This is a genomic window from Kitasatospora sp. NPDC054795 (assembly GCF_053611565.1).
The window spans coordinates 21,022-36,546 of the sequence record NZ_JBSHAP010000002.1; the positions used below are offsets into that span (position 1 = coordinate 21,022).

Here is a 15,525-nt window from a genome sequence, read left to right on the forward strand (position 1 = left end):
GAGGACGTGTTCACCCGTGAAGGTCGGCATCCCCCGCGAGGTCAAGAACCACGAGTACCGCGTGGCCATCACGCCCGCCGGCGTGCATGAGCTGGTCCGTAACGGACACGAGGTCTACATCGAGGACAACGCCGGTGTCGGCTCCTCGATCCCGAACGAGGAGTACGTGGCCGCCGGCGCCACCATCCTCCCCACCGCCGACGAGGTGTGGGCCACCGCCGACCTGCTGCTGAAGGTCAAGGAGCCCATCGCCTCCGAGTACCACCGGCTGCGCAAGGGTCAGACCCTCTTCACGTACCTCCACCTGGCGGCCGACCGGGCCGGCACCGACGCGCTGGTCGCCTCGGGCACCACCGCCATCGCGTACGAGACCGTGCAGCTGCCGAACGGCGCGCTGCCGCTGCTCGCCCCGATGTCCGAGGTCGCGGGCCGCCTGGCGCCGCAGGTCGGCTCGTACCACCTGATGCGCCCGGCCGGCGGCCGCGGCACCCTGCCCGGCGGCGTGCCCGGCACCCACCCGGCCAAGGCCGTCGTCATCGGCGGTGGCGTCTCCGGCTGGCACGCGGCCACCATCGCCGTCGGCATGGGTTACGAGGTGACCCTGCTGGACCGCGACATCAACAAGCTGCGCGAGGCCGACCGCATCTTCGGCACCAAGGTCAAGACCATCGTGTCGAACGCCTTCGAGCTGGAGAAGGCCGTCGTGGAGGCCGACCTGGTCGTCGGTGCCGTGCTGATCCCGGGCGCCAAGGCCCCGAAGCTGGTCACCAACGAGCTGGTCTCCCGCATGAAGCCGGGCTCGGTGCTGGTCGACATCGCCATCGACCAGGGCGGCTGCTTCGAGGACTCGCACGCCACCACGCACGACGACCCGACCTTCAAGGTCCACAACTCGGTCTTCTACTGCGTGGCCAACATGCCGGGCGCCGTCCCGAACACCTCCACCTACGCGCTGACCAACGCCACCATGCCGTACGTGCTGGAGCTGGCCAACCGCGGGTGGAAGGAGGCGCTGCGCCGCGACGAGGCGCTCGCCAAGGGCCTGAACGTGCACGAGGGCCAGATCACCTTCCCGGCCGTGGCCGAGGCCTTCGGCCTGGAGTCGGTCTCCCTGGAGAGCGTGCTCGCCTGAACCCCCTGACCGCCCGGCGGTCGTTCGCCCCCGACCCGATCCCTTCGGGCCGGGGGCTTCGCCGTGCCCGTGATCAGCGGGTCGACCGGGCAGGTCGCTCTGTCGTCAATATCTGTCGGTCACGTCACCCGCCCGCAGAAACGTTGGGGCCGGTGACCCTCTCATCCCTTGACAGCAGCCCGCTCGATACTCGACACATCCTGCCCACTACCGTGGATTGTGTTGCTGCGAACGCCTTGAACGGCCTAGAGTCGCAAACCGTCGGCATGCTGCCACGCTGACGAATCGACATAGAGTCCTGGATGACCCAAGGAGGTAAGACGACTTGTGAATGAGTCGACAATTGCTCCCGGGGGTGGTCAGCCAGGACTGGCGGAGCTCACCGCCGGTCAGCCGAGTGAGGAGTCCGGGGCCCGGCAGCCCTCCGTGGGCTCGGCCGAGGTCGGCTCGGTCGCACTCCGTACTTTCGAAGCACGCCAGAACACAGCACAGGTGACCACGGTGACCGATCACGACGCCGACTTGGCGGCCTACGGCCTGGCCTACGGCGAGTTCGCCTACGGCGCCTACGACGACCCGGACGCCGAGTACGAGCCGGACCCGGAGTACGCCGCCACGCTGGCCCCCGACGCCGCGCGGCAGCGCCGCGAGCGGGTCGGCCCCACCGGCCGTCCGCTGCCGTACTTCCCGATCCCCGCGCCGGTCGCCGAGCACGGCCCCGCCCAGATCATCGCCATGTGCAACCAGAAGGGCGGCGTCGGCAAGACCACGTCGACCATCAACCTGGGCGCGGCGCTGGCCGAGTACGGCCGCCGGGTGCTGCTCGTCGACTTCGACCCGCAGGGCGCGCTCTCGGTCGGCCTCGGCGTCAACCCGATGGAGCTCGACGTCACCGTCTACAACCTGCTCATGGAGCGGGGCCTGACGGCCGATGAAGTGCTGCTGAAGACGGCGGTCCCGGGAATGGACCTGCTGCCCTCCAACATCGACCTCTCCGCCGCCGAGGTGCAGCTGGTCAGCGAGGTGGCCCGGGAGTCCGCGCTGGCGCGCGCCCTGAAGCCGCTGCTGCCCGACTACGACTACGTCATCATCGACTGCCAGCCCTCGCTGGGCCTGCTGACGGTCAATGCGTTGACGGCCGCTCACAGCGTGATCGTCCCGCTGGAGTGCGAGTTCTTCGCGCTGCGCGGTGTCGCGCTGCTGACCGAGACCATCGAGAAGGTGTGCGAGCGGCTCAACCCCGAGCTGCGCCTGGACGGCATCCTGGCCACCATGTACGACTCGCGCACCGTGCACAGCCGCGAGGTGCTGGCGCGCGTCGTCGAGGCGTTCGGCGAGCACGTCTTCCACACCGTCATCGGGCGGACCGTGCGCTTCCCGGAGACCACCGTCGCCGGCGAGCCCATCACGACGTACGCGACCAACTCGGTCGGTGCCGCCGCCTACCGCCAGCTCGCCAGGGAGGTGCTCGACCGGTGCCGCCCCGCCGAGTGAGTCTCCCGGGTGCCGACGAGCTGTTCCGGACCACGGGAGGGATGGCGCTGTCGCCCTCCCTCGCGCCGCGTCCGGCCGCCGAGGCAGCCAGACCGGAGACCGCGCGGACCGTCAACGGCCAGCCGGACGGCGCCGAGGGCACCGAATCCGCCCAGGGCGTCCAGGACGACCGGCAGATGACGCCGGGGCAGCAGGCGCCCTCCTCGGTGCCGGCGCCCGCGCAGCCGCCCGTTCAGCGCTCCGGCGCGACCGTCGGGCCCGGGGCCGCAGGCGCCGCCGGGGCCGGGCAGACCGTCCAGGGCGGCCGCGGAGCCGGTTCCGCCCCGGTGGCCCGGACGCACCAGGGCGCCGCAGAGGAGCAGCCCGGTGCCGCCGGACGTGCCCGGCCGCGCGGCCGCGCGCCGCGCCGGCCCAGCGGGCGCGAGCGGCACGACGAGAAGATCACGGTGTACGTGTCCGCCGAGGAGCTCATGGACCTGGAGCACACCCGGCTGGTGCTGCGCGGCGAGCACGGCCTGGCCGTGGACCGCGGGCGGATCGTCAGGGAGGCCATCGCGGTCGTCCTGGCGGACCTGGAGCAGCGCGGCGAGGCCTCGATCCTGGTTCGGCGCCTGCGCGGCCGGTAGGCGGCGCGGAAGGGCGGCCGGCCGTTGGCGCCGGGCGTCGAGGGGGCGGTCCGTACCGCCGGCTTCGTGGGGGCGGTTCGTACCGCCGGGTGTCGAGGGGCCGCGGGCCCGGCGTGGGGAGGCCGCCGGGCGTGTGGCGTGGCACCGTGGCGTGGCACCGCAGGCGCGCGGGCGTCGGAGGGGGCGCGGGGCGTCGGGAAGGCGCCGAGGGGCGCGGGGTGGGGCCGGGGCGGGGTCCCGGCGCCCGAGGACCGTGTCGGGCTCCGGAGGGGCGTTCCCGGGGATCCAGGGGCGGTCCACGGGTCGGCTGCCGCGTCGAGGGCCTCGTACGGGCCCGGGTGCGCCGGGCGGAGGCCTCGCGGAAGGTGGGCGGGAGGTGGGCGGAGGCTGGTCCGGGGCCCGGTGGAACGGCGTGTCGGTGGCCCTGGGGCGTTCCCGGGGGCGGGGTCGGGTGAAGATGGACCGTCATGTCCAGTACCGCCGAAACCGTCGAAGTCGCTGAAGTCGCTGAAGTCGCTGAAACCTCCGAACCACCGGCCGCGGCCGTCGCGACCGCCACTGCCGTGAGCGCGGCCGAGAACGAGTCGCGGGGCGGTTTCCGGGTCCGGCTGGACAACTTCGAGGGCCCCTTCGACCTGCTGCTCAGCCTGATCGCCAAGCACAAGCTGGATGTCACCGAGGTGGCGCTGGCCACCGTCACGGACGAGTTCATGGCGTACATCCGGGCGATGGGGCCGGACTGGGACCTGGACGCGGCGACCGAGTTCCTGGTGGTGGCCGCCACCCTGCTCGACCTCAAGGCGGCCCGGCTGCTGCCCGTGGCGGAGGTCGAGGACGAGGCGGACCTGGCCCTGCTGGAGGCCCGGGACCTGCTGTTCGCACGGCTGCTCCAGTACCGGGCGTACAAGCGGGCGGCCGCGCTGTTCGGCGAACGCTGGGCGGCCGAGCTGCTGCGCCGGCCCAGGAGCGCCGCCCTGGAGCCCCGGCACGCGGAACTGCTGCCGGAGGTCGTTCTCGGCGTCGGGCCCCAGCGGCTCGCCGAGCTGGCGGCCAAGGCGATGGCGCCCAGGCCCGCGCCGGTCGTCTACGTGGACCACATCCACACCCCGCCGGTGAGCGTGCGCGAGCAGGCCTCCCTGGTGGTGGGGCTGCTCACCGAGCTGGGCGAGGCCTCGTTCCAGCGGCTGGTCGAGGACGCGCCGGACGACCTGGTGGTGGTCGCCCGGTTCCTGGCGCTGCTGGAGCTGTACCGGGAGCGGGTGCTCGCCTTCGAGCAGCCGGAGGCGCTCGGCGAGCTGGTGGTGCGCTGGGTGGCCGAGGCGGGCCGGGTGGCGGTCGAGGTGACGGACGAGTTCGACCGGCCGGCGGGCGAGAGCGGCGGGGTCGGCGGGGTCGGAGAGAGCGGCGGGGGCGAGGAGGGCGAGCGGCGATGAGCGGCGGGAACGAGAACGGGCGGCCGGTGCGGCGCCCGCTGGGGCTGCCCGGGCAGCCGCGGGCCGAGGAGTGGCTGGAACCGGCCTTCGAGCTGCTGCCGGAGCCGGTGGACCCGGCCCGGCCGGTGGAACCCGCGGAGCCCGTGCAGCGCGCCGAGCGGGTCGAGGGTGTGGCGCCGGTCGGGCTGGTGGAGTCGGCGGAGCACGCCGGGCCGGTGGAGCCCGCGGCACCCGCGGCACCCGCGGCACCCGAGGTGCCGGCGGGGGGTGAGGGGGTGGCGGAGGCCCGTCTCGTGCGTCAGAAGTCGGCCCAGCCGACTTCCGGTGCCGAGGGGGCGGCCGACGCCGGGCTGAGGGCCGAGCTGGAGGCTGTCCTGATGGTCGTTGACGATCCGGTGGCGGAGGAGCGGCTGGCAGGGGTGCTGGAGCGGTCCCGGGCCGAGGTGGCGGCCGCGCTGCGCGAGCTGTCCGCCGAGTACACGGCCCAGGGCCGCGGTTTCGACCTGCGGCTGGTCGCGGGCGGCTGGCGGTTCTACAGCCGGGACACCTGTTCCGCGGCCGTCGACCGCTTCCTCCTGGACGGCCAGCAGGCCCGGCTCAGCCAGGCCGCGCTGGAGACCCTGGCGGTGGTCGCCTACCGGCAGCCGGTGTCCAGATCGCGGGTTTCCGCCGTCCGCGGTGTGAACTGTGACGGCGTGATGCGTACCCTGGTACAGCGAGGACTGGCGGAAGAGGCCGGATCCGAGCCCGAAACAGGTGCGATCCTGTATCGGACGACGAACTACTTCCTGGAACGGATGGGGCTCCGCGGCCTGGACGAGCTGCCGGAGCTTGCTCCCTTCCTGCCCGAGGTCGACGACGTGGAAGCGGAGTCCCTGGAGGGCACGATGATCGCGGAGGCGGTCGCCGCCGCTGCCGCGCAGGCCGCGGACGGCAGTGGCGAGGCCGATCGGGCCGGGCCCGATCGGTAGGGGGCGGTGAGGTCGGCCGAAACGACCGCACATCCCAGACGGAACGACGTACGGACACTTTGATGCGTAGCAGTGGCAACGGCAGGAACAGCAGCGGCGGCGGGAGCGGTCGCAGCGGGCAGGGCGGGGGCCGGGGCGGCAGCTCCTACGGCGGCGGCGGCTCGGGCGCGCGCGGGGGTTCGTACGGCGGCGGTGGCCGCGGCGGCTCCGGCTCGGGGTCGGGTTCGTACGGCGGCGGTGGCCGCGGCGGCTCCGGCTCGGGGTCGGGTTCGTACGGCGGCGGTGGCCGCGGCGGCTCCGCTTCGGGGTCGGGTTCGCGCGGCGGCTCGTACGGTCGTGACGACCGGCGCGAGGGCCGCCGGGACGACCGGCGTGACGACCGCCGCTACCCGGACCGCCCGCTGCGGCCCGAGGAGCGCAAGTACGACCGCCCCGAGTACGGCGGCGGCCCCAACGCCACCCCGGCCCGCGGCGGCTACTCCGGCCGGCGCCCCGGCCCGGCCCCGCGCCCGCGCCGTGAGGGCCAGGGCGCCCCGGGCGACCCGCGCCGTCAGCCGCAGCGCTCGCGCGAGCTGCAGGCCAAGATCGAGGACGCCGTCCTCGCCCGGCACGACAAGCCGGCCGTCAAGCTCCCCAAGACCTTCGGCGAGCCCGAGGGCGAGCGCCTGCAGAAGGTGCTGGCCCGGGCCGGCGTCGGCAGCCGCCGCGCCTGCGAGGAACTGATCGAGCAGGGCCGGGTCGACGTCAACGGCAAGCGCGTCACCGAGCAGGGCAAGCGGGTCGACCCCCAGAAGGACGAGATCAAGGTGGACGGCCTGACCGTCGCCACCCAGTCCTACCTGTTCTTCGCGCTGAACAAGCCGGCCGGCGTTGTCTCCACCATGGAGGACCCGGACGGCCGCCAGTGCCTGGGCGACTACGTGACCAACCGGGAGACCCGGCTGTTCCACGTCGGCCGCCTGGACACCGAGACCGAGGGCATCATCCTGCTCACCAACCACGGCGAGCTGGCCCACCGTCTCACCCACCCGCGCTACGGCGTGACCAAGACCTACCTGGCCGCGATCCAGGGCCCGATCCCGCGCGACCTGGGCAAGCAGCTGGCCCAGGGCGTGGAGCTGGAGGACGGCTACGCGCGCGCCGACAGCTTCAAGGTGATCTCCAACGTCGGCAAGAACTACCTGGTCGAGGTGACCCTGCACGAGGGCCGCAAGCACATCGTCCGCCGGTTGCTGGCCGAGGCCGGTTTCCCGGTCGAGAAGCTGGTGCGCACCCACTTCGGCCCGATCGCCCTGGGCGACCAGAAGTCGGGCTGGCTGCGCCGTCTGACCAACCCGGAGGTCGGCCAGCTGATGCGCGAGGTCGGCCTGTAGGCCCGTCCCCGTCCGCTCTGCCGGAGCCCCCGGCCGCACCTGCTGCGGCCGGGGGCTCCGGCGTTCCCGGGGGACGCCGGGCCGGGGCGCGCGGGTGTCCGTGCGCGGGTGTCCACGTGTGGGGGGTGTGCGGGCGGGCGCTGCGGACGTCCACGTTCCGGACGAGTGGTGTGAGCCGGGACGCAACCGCTGGTCACGGCCTTGTCAGCGTCATGATCCGTGGCCGAGGATGGCCACCGGCGCACCACGCCGCCGCGTGGCGGGACTGCGCCAGCACGGGGCGCGCGGGTCGGGGCGGGAACGAGCCAACGGGAACGGGCGAGCAGGGGGAGAGGGCGTCGTGTCCGATGCAGCACTGGGACGGGCCGGCGGACAGGCCCTCGGCGCGCTGGGACTGGCGGAGCCGGACGGGCAGGTCTACGCGGCACTGGTGGCCAACCCGCAGTCCACGGCGGAGGAGCTGGCGGAGAGCTGCGGGCTGACGTTCCAGCAGAGCGTGCGCGCACTGGACCGGTTGGCGCAGCAGGGCATGGCCACCCGGGCGCCGGTGGACCGGCACCGCTACCTGCCGGTCCCGCCGGACGTCGCGATCGGCACGCTGATCGGGCACCGGGAGTCGGAGCTCCGCTACGCGCGGGCCGAGATGCACCGGCTGATGGACGCCTTCCGGGAGGCCTCGCGGTACACCGACCCGGCGCACTCGGTGGAGGTGCTGACGGGCGGCGAGGCGATCGCCCAGCGGCTGGAGCACATCACCGAGACCAGCCAGTACCAGGTGCGCGGCTTCGACCGTCCGCCGTACATCCAGGACCCGGTGGCGCCGATGCCCCTGCAGCGGCGGCGGCTGCGCGAGGGCGTGAAGTTCCGGACGATCTACGACCGGGAGGCGGTGGCCTGGCCGGGGCGGCTGGAGAAGAACATCCTGGCCGGGGTCGAGGACGGCGAGGAGGCGCGGGTCCGGCCGGCACTGCCGATGAAGATGATCATCTCGGACGACCGGATGGCCATCATCCCGATCAGCGTCGGCGACAGCGTGCTGGACGCCGCGTACGTGATCCACCCCTCGGCGCTGCTCCAGGCGCTGGACACGCTCTTCGAGGCGGAGTGGGAGCGGGCCGTGCGGTTGCAGGCGGACGCCGGATCGGAGGACGGCGCGTCGGGACCGGAGGCCGACCACCGCAAGCTGCTGGGCCTGCTGGCGGCCGGGCTCACCGACGAGTCGATTGCCCGTTCGCTCGGCTGGAGCGCCCGGACCACCCAGCGCCGCCTCCAGAGCCTGATGCGCTCGCTGGGCGCCACCACCCGCTTCCAGGCCGGGATGGCGGCCAGGGAGCGGGGGTGGCTGTAGGGAATGTTGTGACAATTCTTGGTGTCGTGACGGCGCGATGCTCCGTGGAGTCGTGGCCATTCGCATTGTTATGACATTTCGCGTGTTCCGCGTGTTCCGCGTGTTTCATGAGTTCCTTGTGTTCCGCGGGAACGGCGGGGAGGGTGGGAGCTGCCGGCTCCTCGGAACCGCGTGAACCCCGGGACTCGCGTGAACCCCTGGAGCGGCGTGAACCCCGGGACTCGCGTGAACCCCGGGACTCGCGTGAACCCCGGGAATTGTCATAACTTTCCCCGGTCGTGCCCCGTCAGCTCCAGGGGCTGAGCGCGGCCCAGCGGCCGTCCGGGCCGCGCTCGACCTTCTCCAGGCCGACCACGGCGGTGCGGTTCAGCCGCCCGTAGATGTGCGGGAACAGCACACCGGGGGTGGCCCCTGGTGGCGGGGCGCCGTTCGGGGCCTCCCACTTCACCATCGGCTCCACCAGCGATTCCTCGATCAGCAGCACCATCAGCGGTTCGGGGGTGTCGGCGAAGAAGGCGTTGGCCACCGCGAGCGCCGTCTGCTCGTCCGCCGAGCAGTGGATGAACCCGTCGGTGAGCAGCGACGCGGTGGTGTACGGGCGGCCGGGGTCGGCCAGCCAGTCGTCCAGGGGAGCAAGGTGGAGGATCATGCTTCCTTTTCTACCTGTTGTCTCCGGTTTGGTCCTGAGCGGCCGTCATCGGCACGGCGGTGTCCGCCGTGCCGACCGCAGCGGTCAGAGTCCGGCCACCTTGGCGGACGCGGACACCTCGTACACCAGGGTGAGGGTGCGCCGGGCGCCAGGGGCGAGTAGGACGTCCCACCGGACGATGCCCTCGGTGTCGAAGGAATCCGGCGCCGGGGCGCACTCCTCCTTGCGCAGCCGTACCTCGACCGCCGACACCTCGCTGACCGGGACCCGCTCGCGCACCGTGACGATCCGCTCGTCGCGCTCCTCCGGGCCGGAGAAGCGGGACAGGTGCAGCCGGACCGTCCGGGTGGTGGTCTGGCGGCCGGTGAGGCCGGCGGTGGCTTGGCGCTCCTCGGCCTCCCGGACCACCCGGTAGCCGTCCGAGCTGCCGAAGGACAGTTCGGCCTCGGCTCCGGCGGCGGTGAAGCGGAGCTCGCCGCGGCCGGTGAAGCCGCTGCCGCGGACCAGCTCGACCGGGCCGGACAGCAGCGGGTGCCCGGCCGTGTTGCGGAACCGGACCACCTGGGTGACCAGCGGGGACAGTTCCGGGGCGCAGGCGTACTCGCTGCTCGCCGGCCCGGTGAAGGCACCCAGCGGTACCCGGTGGGCGCGGCCGTCGGAGGGCACGGTCGCGGGAGCGGGGGCGGGCAGCACCCGGACCTCGCCGCCGTCGTCCACGCCCGGAACCCGGGAGTCCGCGCCCAGGGTGGCGACCGCCTCCTCGCGCAGCTCGACCTCGACCGTGCGGCGCTCCTCGTCGGTGCGCTCGCGCAGCACCAGGACGTCCTCGGCGACCGCGGGCGGGGCGGTGGCGAGGGCGGAGCGGGCGGTGGAGAAGGTGAGCCGGGCGTTCGTCCAGTCCTCGCCGGTGCGCTGCCAGACCACCGCCTCCGACTCCAGGCGCAGGTCGGCGCCGTCCAGGGTCGCCCGGTAGGAGGGCCGCCACAGCGCACAGGGCACCAGGTGGGAGACGGTCAGCTCGGCGGGGCCGGGCTGCGCCGCCTCGACGGTGAGCTCCAGGTGGGCGGTCAGCTCGGCCGGGTCCTCCTCCGCCTGGTCCAGTGCGGTCAGGGCCTGTGAGCGTTCCTGCTCCAGGCGGCGCAGCCGGGAGTGGGTGGCGCGCAGGTCCTCGCCGTAGCGCTCGCGTTCGGTGTCCACCCGGCCGAGTTCCCGGGCCCAGCGGTTGGGTTCGAGCTCGCCGAGGCCCGCGCCTTCGCCGATCTCGCGCAGCAGGTCGGCGGAGAGCTGGGCGAGCAGTGCCAGTCGGGCCTCCAACCGGGCCCGGGTCTGGTCGGCCAGGCGCGTCTCGGCGTCCAGCCGGTGCAGCCGGTGGCGCAGTTCGGAGTCCTCCGGGCCGGGCGGCAGCGGGGCGCGCGGGGTCCAGTCGCGCACCAGCCGGGCGTCCAGCACCCGGACGCCGTCGGTGGCGGATTCGGCGCGCAGGGTGCGGTCGACGGCGAGGGCGGTGAGCGGGCCGAGGCGCAGCCGCTGCACGCCCGCGGCGAGCCCGACCGTCGTGGTGCGCGCGACCTGGCTGCGGTCCTCCAGGCAGGTCACGGCGGTGACGGGGAGGGGAAGGGTCTCGACGGTCATCGCTCAGTTCCTCCGGTTTCCGCCGACGATGGCCTTTCCGGCCGGGATCTTGATCAGGTAGCCGCCGTCCAGCTCGGTGCGCCCGCCCGGCGGCAGGTCGACGCGCCAGAGCCGGGTGCTGGGCGGGCAGTCCGGTGCGGAGACGGTCGGGGCGTGCCAGTCGGCCCGCTCCTCGATCCGGATCTCGCCGTCGGAGGTGACCGGCACCCGCTCGCGGACCTCCACCGTGACGGCGCGTGCGAGCCGGTTGGCCAGCCGGACGTGCACCCGGTGGTCGAGGACGGTGCTGTTGCCCTTCAGCATGCCGGTGGTGGACTCGTGCAGCTCGGTGCGGCGCGCCACCTCGATGCTCTCGGCGACGCCGATGCCCAGCCGCCGGGTGCCGCCGGGCGCCAGGGTGGGCAGGGCGGCGGTGAGCAGGAACTCGTCGTCCACGGTGACCTCGGCCGGGCCGGCCAGGACGGCCTGGTCGGTGCGGTTGGCGAGTACCAGGGTCGCGTACACCTTCTCCTCGACGGCGGGGACGGTGACGTACTCGGGTCGGACGGCGAGGGGGATCTCGCCGACGGTGACGGTGTGCCAGGTGCCGTCGGACGGGATGTCGGCGGGGGCGGCGGCGTCGAAGCGGCGGTCGAAGGAGCCGGCCGAATCGCGGGGCGGGACGGCGTGCCGGGGCAGGGCGAGGGTGCGCAGCTGCGTGGTACCGCTGCCGCCGGGCAGGGGCCAGGACTGCTCCTCGCGCTCGATCCGTTCGGGGCGGGCGTGCAGGGTGCCGCGCCGGGCGGGGGGCTCCACGGGGCCGGCCAGGACGAGGTCGGGGTAGTCGAGCAGAGTGGCGTCCGGGGCGAGGCCGGGCGGAGGCGGCGGTGGGGCGGCGTGGCCGACGCGGCGGCGGGCCTCTCCGGGCGGGAGGCCGCCCGGAGCCTGCGGCAGCGGTGCGTAGGCCGCGACCGGGGCCGGGGACAGGAGCGGCGGCGGGGCGCCGTAGCCGGCGAAGCCACCGGGGCCGCCCGGGGGCGGGGGCATCGGCTCGTCGGCGCTCAGCAGGCCGCCGCCGTACGGGCCGGCCGCGGGGGCGATCTGCTCGTCGGCCCCGAAGGCCTCGGCCCGGGGGCCGCCCGGACGTGCGCCGCCGAGACGGGCGGAGCGGGCGGCGGGGGCGGCGGGGACGGTGGGGACGGGCGTCGGGGCGGGGGCGCCGATCGGGCGGGATGCGGTGAGGTGGGGGCGGTGGTGCGGGGCGGGGCGGTCGGCGTCGGCCGCGTCGTAGCCGGTGAAGAGGTCGGTCAGGCCGGCCGGGGGCTCGCGCCAGCCGGAGGGTGGCGGGGCGGGCTGGCTGCGTCCGATCCGCAGCGAGGCGAGCCGGGGCAGGTCGGTGCGGCGGTCGAGGTCGGCGGTGGACAGGGCGAGGCGCACGCCCGTCCAGTCCTCGCCGGTGCGCTGGGCGACGGCGGCGCGCAGGACCAGGTGGGCGGTGTCGGAGCCGGTCCGGTAGGACAACCGGTAGGCGGGCACCCAGCGGGCGGCGGGGACGCCGTACTCCAGTTCCAGTTCAAGGTCGAGGTGGTCACCGCCGGGGGCGGTGCCCTCGGTGGTGCCGGGAGTGGTGCCCTCGGTGGTGCCCGCGGTGGCGCCCGGGGCGGTGCCGGGAGTGGTGAGAGTGAGCAGGACGGTGGTGCTGGTGCCGATCGGCTCGACCCGGTCGGCGGTGGACGCCCGTTCCAGCCGGTCGGCGGCCAAGTCGAGCTCGTGATCGGCGAGTTCCAGCTCCCGGGTGAGCTGCTCGGCGCGCTCCTGGAGCCGGGCCAGCCGCTCGTCGACGAAGTCGGCGAGCTCCAGCCACGCGTCGGCGGGCGTGCGGCGCAGCGGCTCGTCGCGTCGGCGCTGCGGCGGGACGGCGCGCAGCGCGGCGGTCTCGGCGATCGAGGCCAGGATCAGCCGGTGGCGCTCGGCGAGTGCGCTGCGGCGCTCGGTGGCCTCGTCCAGCGCCCGCTTCAGGTCCGGGAGTTCATCCGGCTCGCGGAGTTCGGCGAGCAGTTCGAGCCGGGCCTCGGTGACGGCGGTGCCAGCCGGTCCGGAGAGCACCCGGGCGCGCAGCGAGCGGCCGTCCAGGGCGGCGGGCAGACCGGTCAGCCGCAGCCGTCCCCCGGGCGGGACCGGGACGGTGGCCCGTCGGCGGCACACCGCGCCTTCGGCGTACACCACGACGGAGTCCAGGACCGACGGGTGGGCCGGTACGGCCGGCGGTTTCGACTGCCCGCTCCGGCCGTTGTGCTGATCGTCCATGCGCAACCCCTTCGTTCGCGTGTTCCCCGAGGTGTTCCCCCGCCGTGTGGCGTCGGCGGTGCGGTGCTCGTCGTGCGGTGTTCCGCTGCCGGTCCGTTTCTTCTGCGTTGCCCAGGTTCCGTGCAGCCGGTGCCTTCCTCCGGGCGGCCAGTCTGCCCCGCTTCGGGGCGGGCGGCGCAGGATTTCCGGGTCCGACGTGCGCACTGTGTGGGACGGGCGCGGGTCCGTGGCGGTTGCCGGTGCCGGAAGCTGCCGGGGCTGCCGTTCGGGTTGCCGGGCAGTGGGTGGGGACTTCGGCGGGGTCGATGAGGGAGGATGGGGCGCGGGTGCTCCCGAACGGTCCCGGCACCTGTCGAGATTCGTGATGAGGAGAGCGACCCGCCATGCGCACTGCCGTCGTCGTCGGCACCGGACTGATCGGCACCTCCGCCGCGCTCGCGCTGACCGCTCGCGGGCTGACCGTCCATCTGGAGGACGCCGACCCGGACGCGGCCCGTACCGCCGAGTCGCTCGGCGCGGGCATCACCGACCCGGTCGACGGCCCGGTGGACCTGGCGATCATCGCCGTCCCGCCCGCGCTGGTCGGCAAGGTGCTCGCCGACTGCCAGCGCCGCAACCTGGCGCACTGGTACACCGACGTCGCCAGCGTGAAGGCCGGCCCGAGCGGCGAGATCGCCGAGCTCGGCTGCGACACCGTTCACTACATCGGTAGTCACCCGATGGCCGGCCGTGAGAGGTCCGGCCCGCTGGCCGCCCGCGCCGACATCTTCGAGGGCCGCCCCTGGGTGCTCACCCCGACCGCGGACACCGACACCGAGACGCTCAACGCCGCGCTGGAGCTGGTCGCGCTCTGCGGCGCGGTGCCGATCGTGATGGACGCCGCCGAGCACGACCGGGCGGTCGCCCTGGTCTCGCACGCCCCGCAGCTGGTCTCCTCGCTGGTCGCGGCCCGGCTGGAGAACGCCGACGAGACCGCCATAAGGCTGTCCGGTCAGGGCGTGCGCGACGTCACCAGGATCGCCGCCTCCAACCCCGGCATGTGGGTCGACATCCTCTCCGCCAACGCGGGCGCGGTCGCCGACGTCCTGGAGGGGGTCGCCCGCGACCTCGCCGAGACGGTCACCGCGCTGCGCGCCATGGAAGCCGTCGAGGAGGACGAGCGCCAGGCCGGTGCGGCCGGGATCGAGGCCGTCATGCGGCGCGGCAACACCGGTCAGGCCCGGATCCCCGGCAAGCACGGGGCGCCGCCCACCCGGTACGAGACCGTGGCGGTCGTGCTGGGCGACCAGCCGGGCGAGCTGGGCCGGCTGTTCGGGGAGGTCGGCGACGCCGGGGTCAACATCGAGGACGTCGTCATCGAGCACTCGACCGGGCAGCAGGTCGGCTTCGTCCAGCTGTCGGTCGCGCCGACGGCGGTGAAGCGGCTGACCAAGGCGCTGCGGGCGAGCGGCTGGAGCGTCCGGGACTGACGTTCCCCGGCGGGCGGCCCGGCCTGTGCCCGGTGTACCTGGTGCACCCCGTGTACCAGTACACGGGGTACCGGCGTACTGGCGTACCGGCATGCTGGGAGTTCGACCGGTCCGAGTCGACCGGCCGGTATCGACTAGTCTTTACCGACCAATCCGTGTCGACCGGCCGAGGTCGACCGGTTCACGCCGACCCGGTTCACGCCGCCAGGTCCGCCAGGTCCGCCGGGTCCGTCTCGACCGGTCGGGCCGGACAGTGGCGGAGAGTGTCACGGCGGCGGTCCATTAACCTTGAGGGAGACAATCCCCGGCCGTCCGCCTGCCCAGGCTCCGGCTCCCATGCTTCGAGAGAGGTTCGCCCCGTGGACACTGCCGACCGAGCGCACGCCCCGGTCGTCGTCGCCATCGACGGACCCTCCGGCTCCGGCAAGTCGACCGTCTCTCGGGCGGTCGCCGCCCGGCTGGGCCTGAGCTTCCTGGACACCGGCGCCATGTACCGGGCGATGACCTGGTGGATGCTGGCCAACGAGGTCGACATCGACGACCCGGAGGCGGTGGCCGTCGCGTGCGGCAAGCCGGTGATCGTCTCGGGCACCGACGCCGACGGCCCCACCATCACGGTGGACGGCCAGGACGTGTCGGGCCCGATCCGCGGCCCCGAGGTGACCGCCAAGGTCAGCGCCGTGTCCGCGGTCCCCGCCGTACGGTTCCGGCTGGTGGAACTGCAGCGCGGCTGCGCCGAGGTCGCCGAGCGCGGCATCGTCGCCGAAGGCCGGGACATGGGCACCGTGGTGTTCCCGGACGCCACCGTCAAGGTCTTCCTGACCGCCTCCGAGCAGGCCCGGGCCGCGCGCCGGGCGGCCGAGCTGCGCGCCAAGGGGGTGGAGGAGGCGACCATCACCGCGATGGCCGCCGACCTCGCCCGCCGCGATGCCGCCGACTCCTCCCGGAAGACGGCCCCGCTGGCCCAGGCCGCGGACGCGGTCCTGGTCGACACCAGCGACCTCACCCTGGAACAGGTGATCGACCGGATCGCCGGGCTGGTGGAGGAGCGGGCCGGGCTGTCCGCGGTCTGACCGGCGGCCGCCGGTCCGATCAGGACCGGTCCGAGCACA

Annotated in this window: 12 protein-coding genes; 9 read left to right on the forward strand and 3 right to left on the reverse strand. The window is 74.1% G+C overall.

Translation table 11 applies throughout. From position 1 onward, the window contains the following. Positions 1–16 precede the first annotated feature (16 nt). From ald to ACWGJO_RS00910, 7 genes are all read left to right on the forward strand, one after another. Complete coding sequence (gene ald / locus ACWGJO_RS00880) at positions 17–1,132, forward strand: alanine dehydrogenase (RefSeq protein ID WP_387693583.1); 1,116 nt, start codon at positions 17–19, stop codon at positions 1,130–1,132. Positions 1,133–1,558: 426 nt separating this feature from the next. Beyond that, complete coding sequence (locus ACWGJO_RS00885; protein WP_030245868.1) at positions 1,559–2,626, forward strand: ParA family protein; 1,068 nt, start codon at positions 1,559–1,561, stop codon at positions 2,624–2,626. A gap of 41 nt (positions 2,627–2,667) precedes the next feature. Further along, complete coding sequence (locus ACWGJO_RS00890; protein WP_452181511.1) at positions 2,668–3,252, forward strand: hypothetical protein; 585 nt, start codon at positions 2,668–2,670, stop codon at positions 3,250–3,252. 467 nt (positions 3,253–3,719) lie between these two features. Beyond that, on the forward strand, positions 3,720–4,685 hold the full coding sequence (locus ACWGJO_RS00895; protein ID WP_452181512.1) for a segregation and condensation protein A: 966 nt from the start codon (positions 3,720–3,722) through the stop codon (positions 4,683–4,685). 377 nt (positions 4,686–5,062) lie between these two features. Beyond that, complete coding sequence (gene scpB / locus ACWGJO_RS00900; protein WP_452181626.1) at positions 5,063–5,656, forward strand: SMC-Scp complex subunit ScpB; 594 nt, start codon at positions 5,063–5,065, stop codon at positions 5,654–5,656. Between the two features lie 62 nt (positions 5,657–5,718). Further along, entirely contained in the window at positions 5,719–7,029 is a 1,311-nt protein-coding gene (locus ACWGJO_RS00905) for a pseudouridine synthase (protein ID WP_452181513.1), read from the forward strand. Positions 7,030–7,369: 340 nt separating this feature from the next. Beyond that, positions 7,370–8,377, forward strand: a complete 1,008-nt coding sequence (locus ACWGJO_RS00910) for a helix-turn-helix domain-containing protein (RefSeq protein WP_387693587.1) — start codon at positions 7,370–7,372, stop codon at positions 8,375–8,377. 286 nt (positions 8,378–8,663) lie between these two features. Here ACWGJO_RS00910 and ACWGJO_RS00915 read toward each other — a convergent pair whose 3' ends face one another. From ACWGJO_RS00915 to ACWGJO_RS00925, 3 genes are all read right to left on the reverse strand, one after another. Further along, positions 8,664–9,026, reverse strand: a complete 363-nt coding sequence (locus ACWGJO_RS00915) for a DUF952 domain-containing protein (RefSeq protein ID WP_452181514.1) — start codon at positions 9,024–9,026, stop codon at positions 8,664–8,666. Positions 9,027–9,110: 84 nt separating this feature from the next. Then, positions 9,111–10,658 (reverse strand): mucoidy inhibitor MuiA family protein, encoded by a 1,548-nt coding sequence (locus ACWGJO_RS00920; RefSeq protein WP_452181515.1) that lies wholly within the window; start codon positions 10,656–10,658, stop codon positions 9,111–9,113. Between the two features lie 3 nt (positions 10,659–10,661). Continuing rightward, complete coding sequence (locus tag ACWGJO_RS00925) at positions 10,662–12,944, reverse strand: DUF4139 domain-containing protein (RefSeq protein WP_452181516.1); 2,283 nt, start codon at positions 12,942–12,944, stop codon at positions 10,662–10,664. Positions 12,945–13,327: 383 nt separating this feature from the next. Here ACWGJO_RS00925 and ACWGJO_RS00930 point away from each other — a divergent pair, with 383 nt between their 5' ends. Both ACWGJO_RS00930 and cmk read left to right on the forward strand, forming a co-directional pair. Next, a complete protein-coding gene (locus ACWGJO_RS00930; protein WP_380546829.1) occupies positions 13,328–14,413 on the forward strand; it encodes a prephenate dehydrogenase in 1,086 nt (361 codons plus the stop codon). 359 nt (positions 14,414–14,772) lie between these two features. Further along, positions 14,773–15,486, forward strand: a complete 714-nt coding sequence (gene cmk / locus ACWGJO_RS00935; RefSeq protein WP_452181517.1) for a (d)CMP kinase — start codon at positions 14,773–14,775, stop codon at positions 15,484–15,486. Positions 15,487–15,525 lie beyond the last annotated feature (39 nt).

Excerpts from the sequence above, each read along its gene's own strand:
- ACWGJO_RS00920 (WP_452181515.1), bottom strand. The coding sequence starts at position 10,658 with ATGACCGTCGAGACCCTTCCCCTCCCCGTCACCGCCGTGACCTGCCTG.
- ACWGJO_RS00930 (WP_380546829.1), top strand. The coding sequence starts at position 13,328 with ATGCGCACTGCCGTCGTCGTCGGCACCGGACTGATCGGCACCTCCGCC.
- ACWGJO_RS00890 (WP_452181511.1), top strand. The coding sequence starts at position 2,668 with ATGGCGCTGTCGCCCTCCCTCGCGCCGCGTCCGGCCGCCGAGGCAGCC.
- ACWGJO_RS00925 (WP_452181516.1), bottom strand. The coding sequence starts at position 12,944 with ATGGACGATCAGCACAACGGCCGGAGCGGGCAGTCGAAACCGCCGGCC.
- ACWGJO_RS00895 (WP_452181512.1), top strand. The coding sequence starts at position 3,720 with ATGTCCAGTACCGCCGAAACCGTCGAAGTCGCTGAAGTCGCTGAAGTC.
- scpB (WP_452181626.1), top strand. The coding sequence starts at position 5,063 with ATGGTCGTTGACGATCCGGTGGCGGAGGAGCGGCTGGCAGGGGTGCTG.
- ACWGJO_RS00905 (WP_452181513.1), top strand. The coding sequence starts at position 5,719 with ATGCGTAGCAGTGGCAACGGCAGGAACAGCAGCGGCGGCGGGAGCGGT.
- ACWGJO_RS00915 (WP_452181514.1), bottom strand. The coding sequence starts at position 9,026 with ATGATCCTCCACCTTGCTCCCCTGGACGACTGGCTGGCCGACCCCGGC.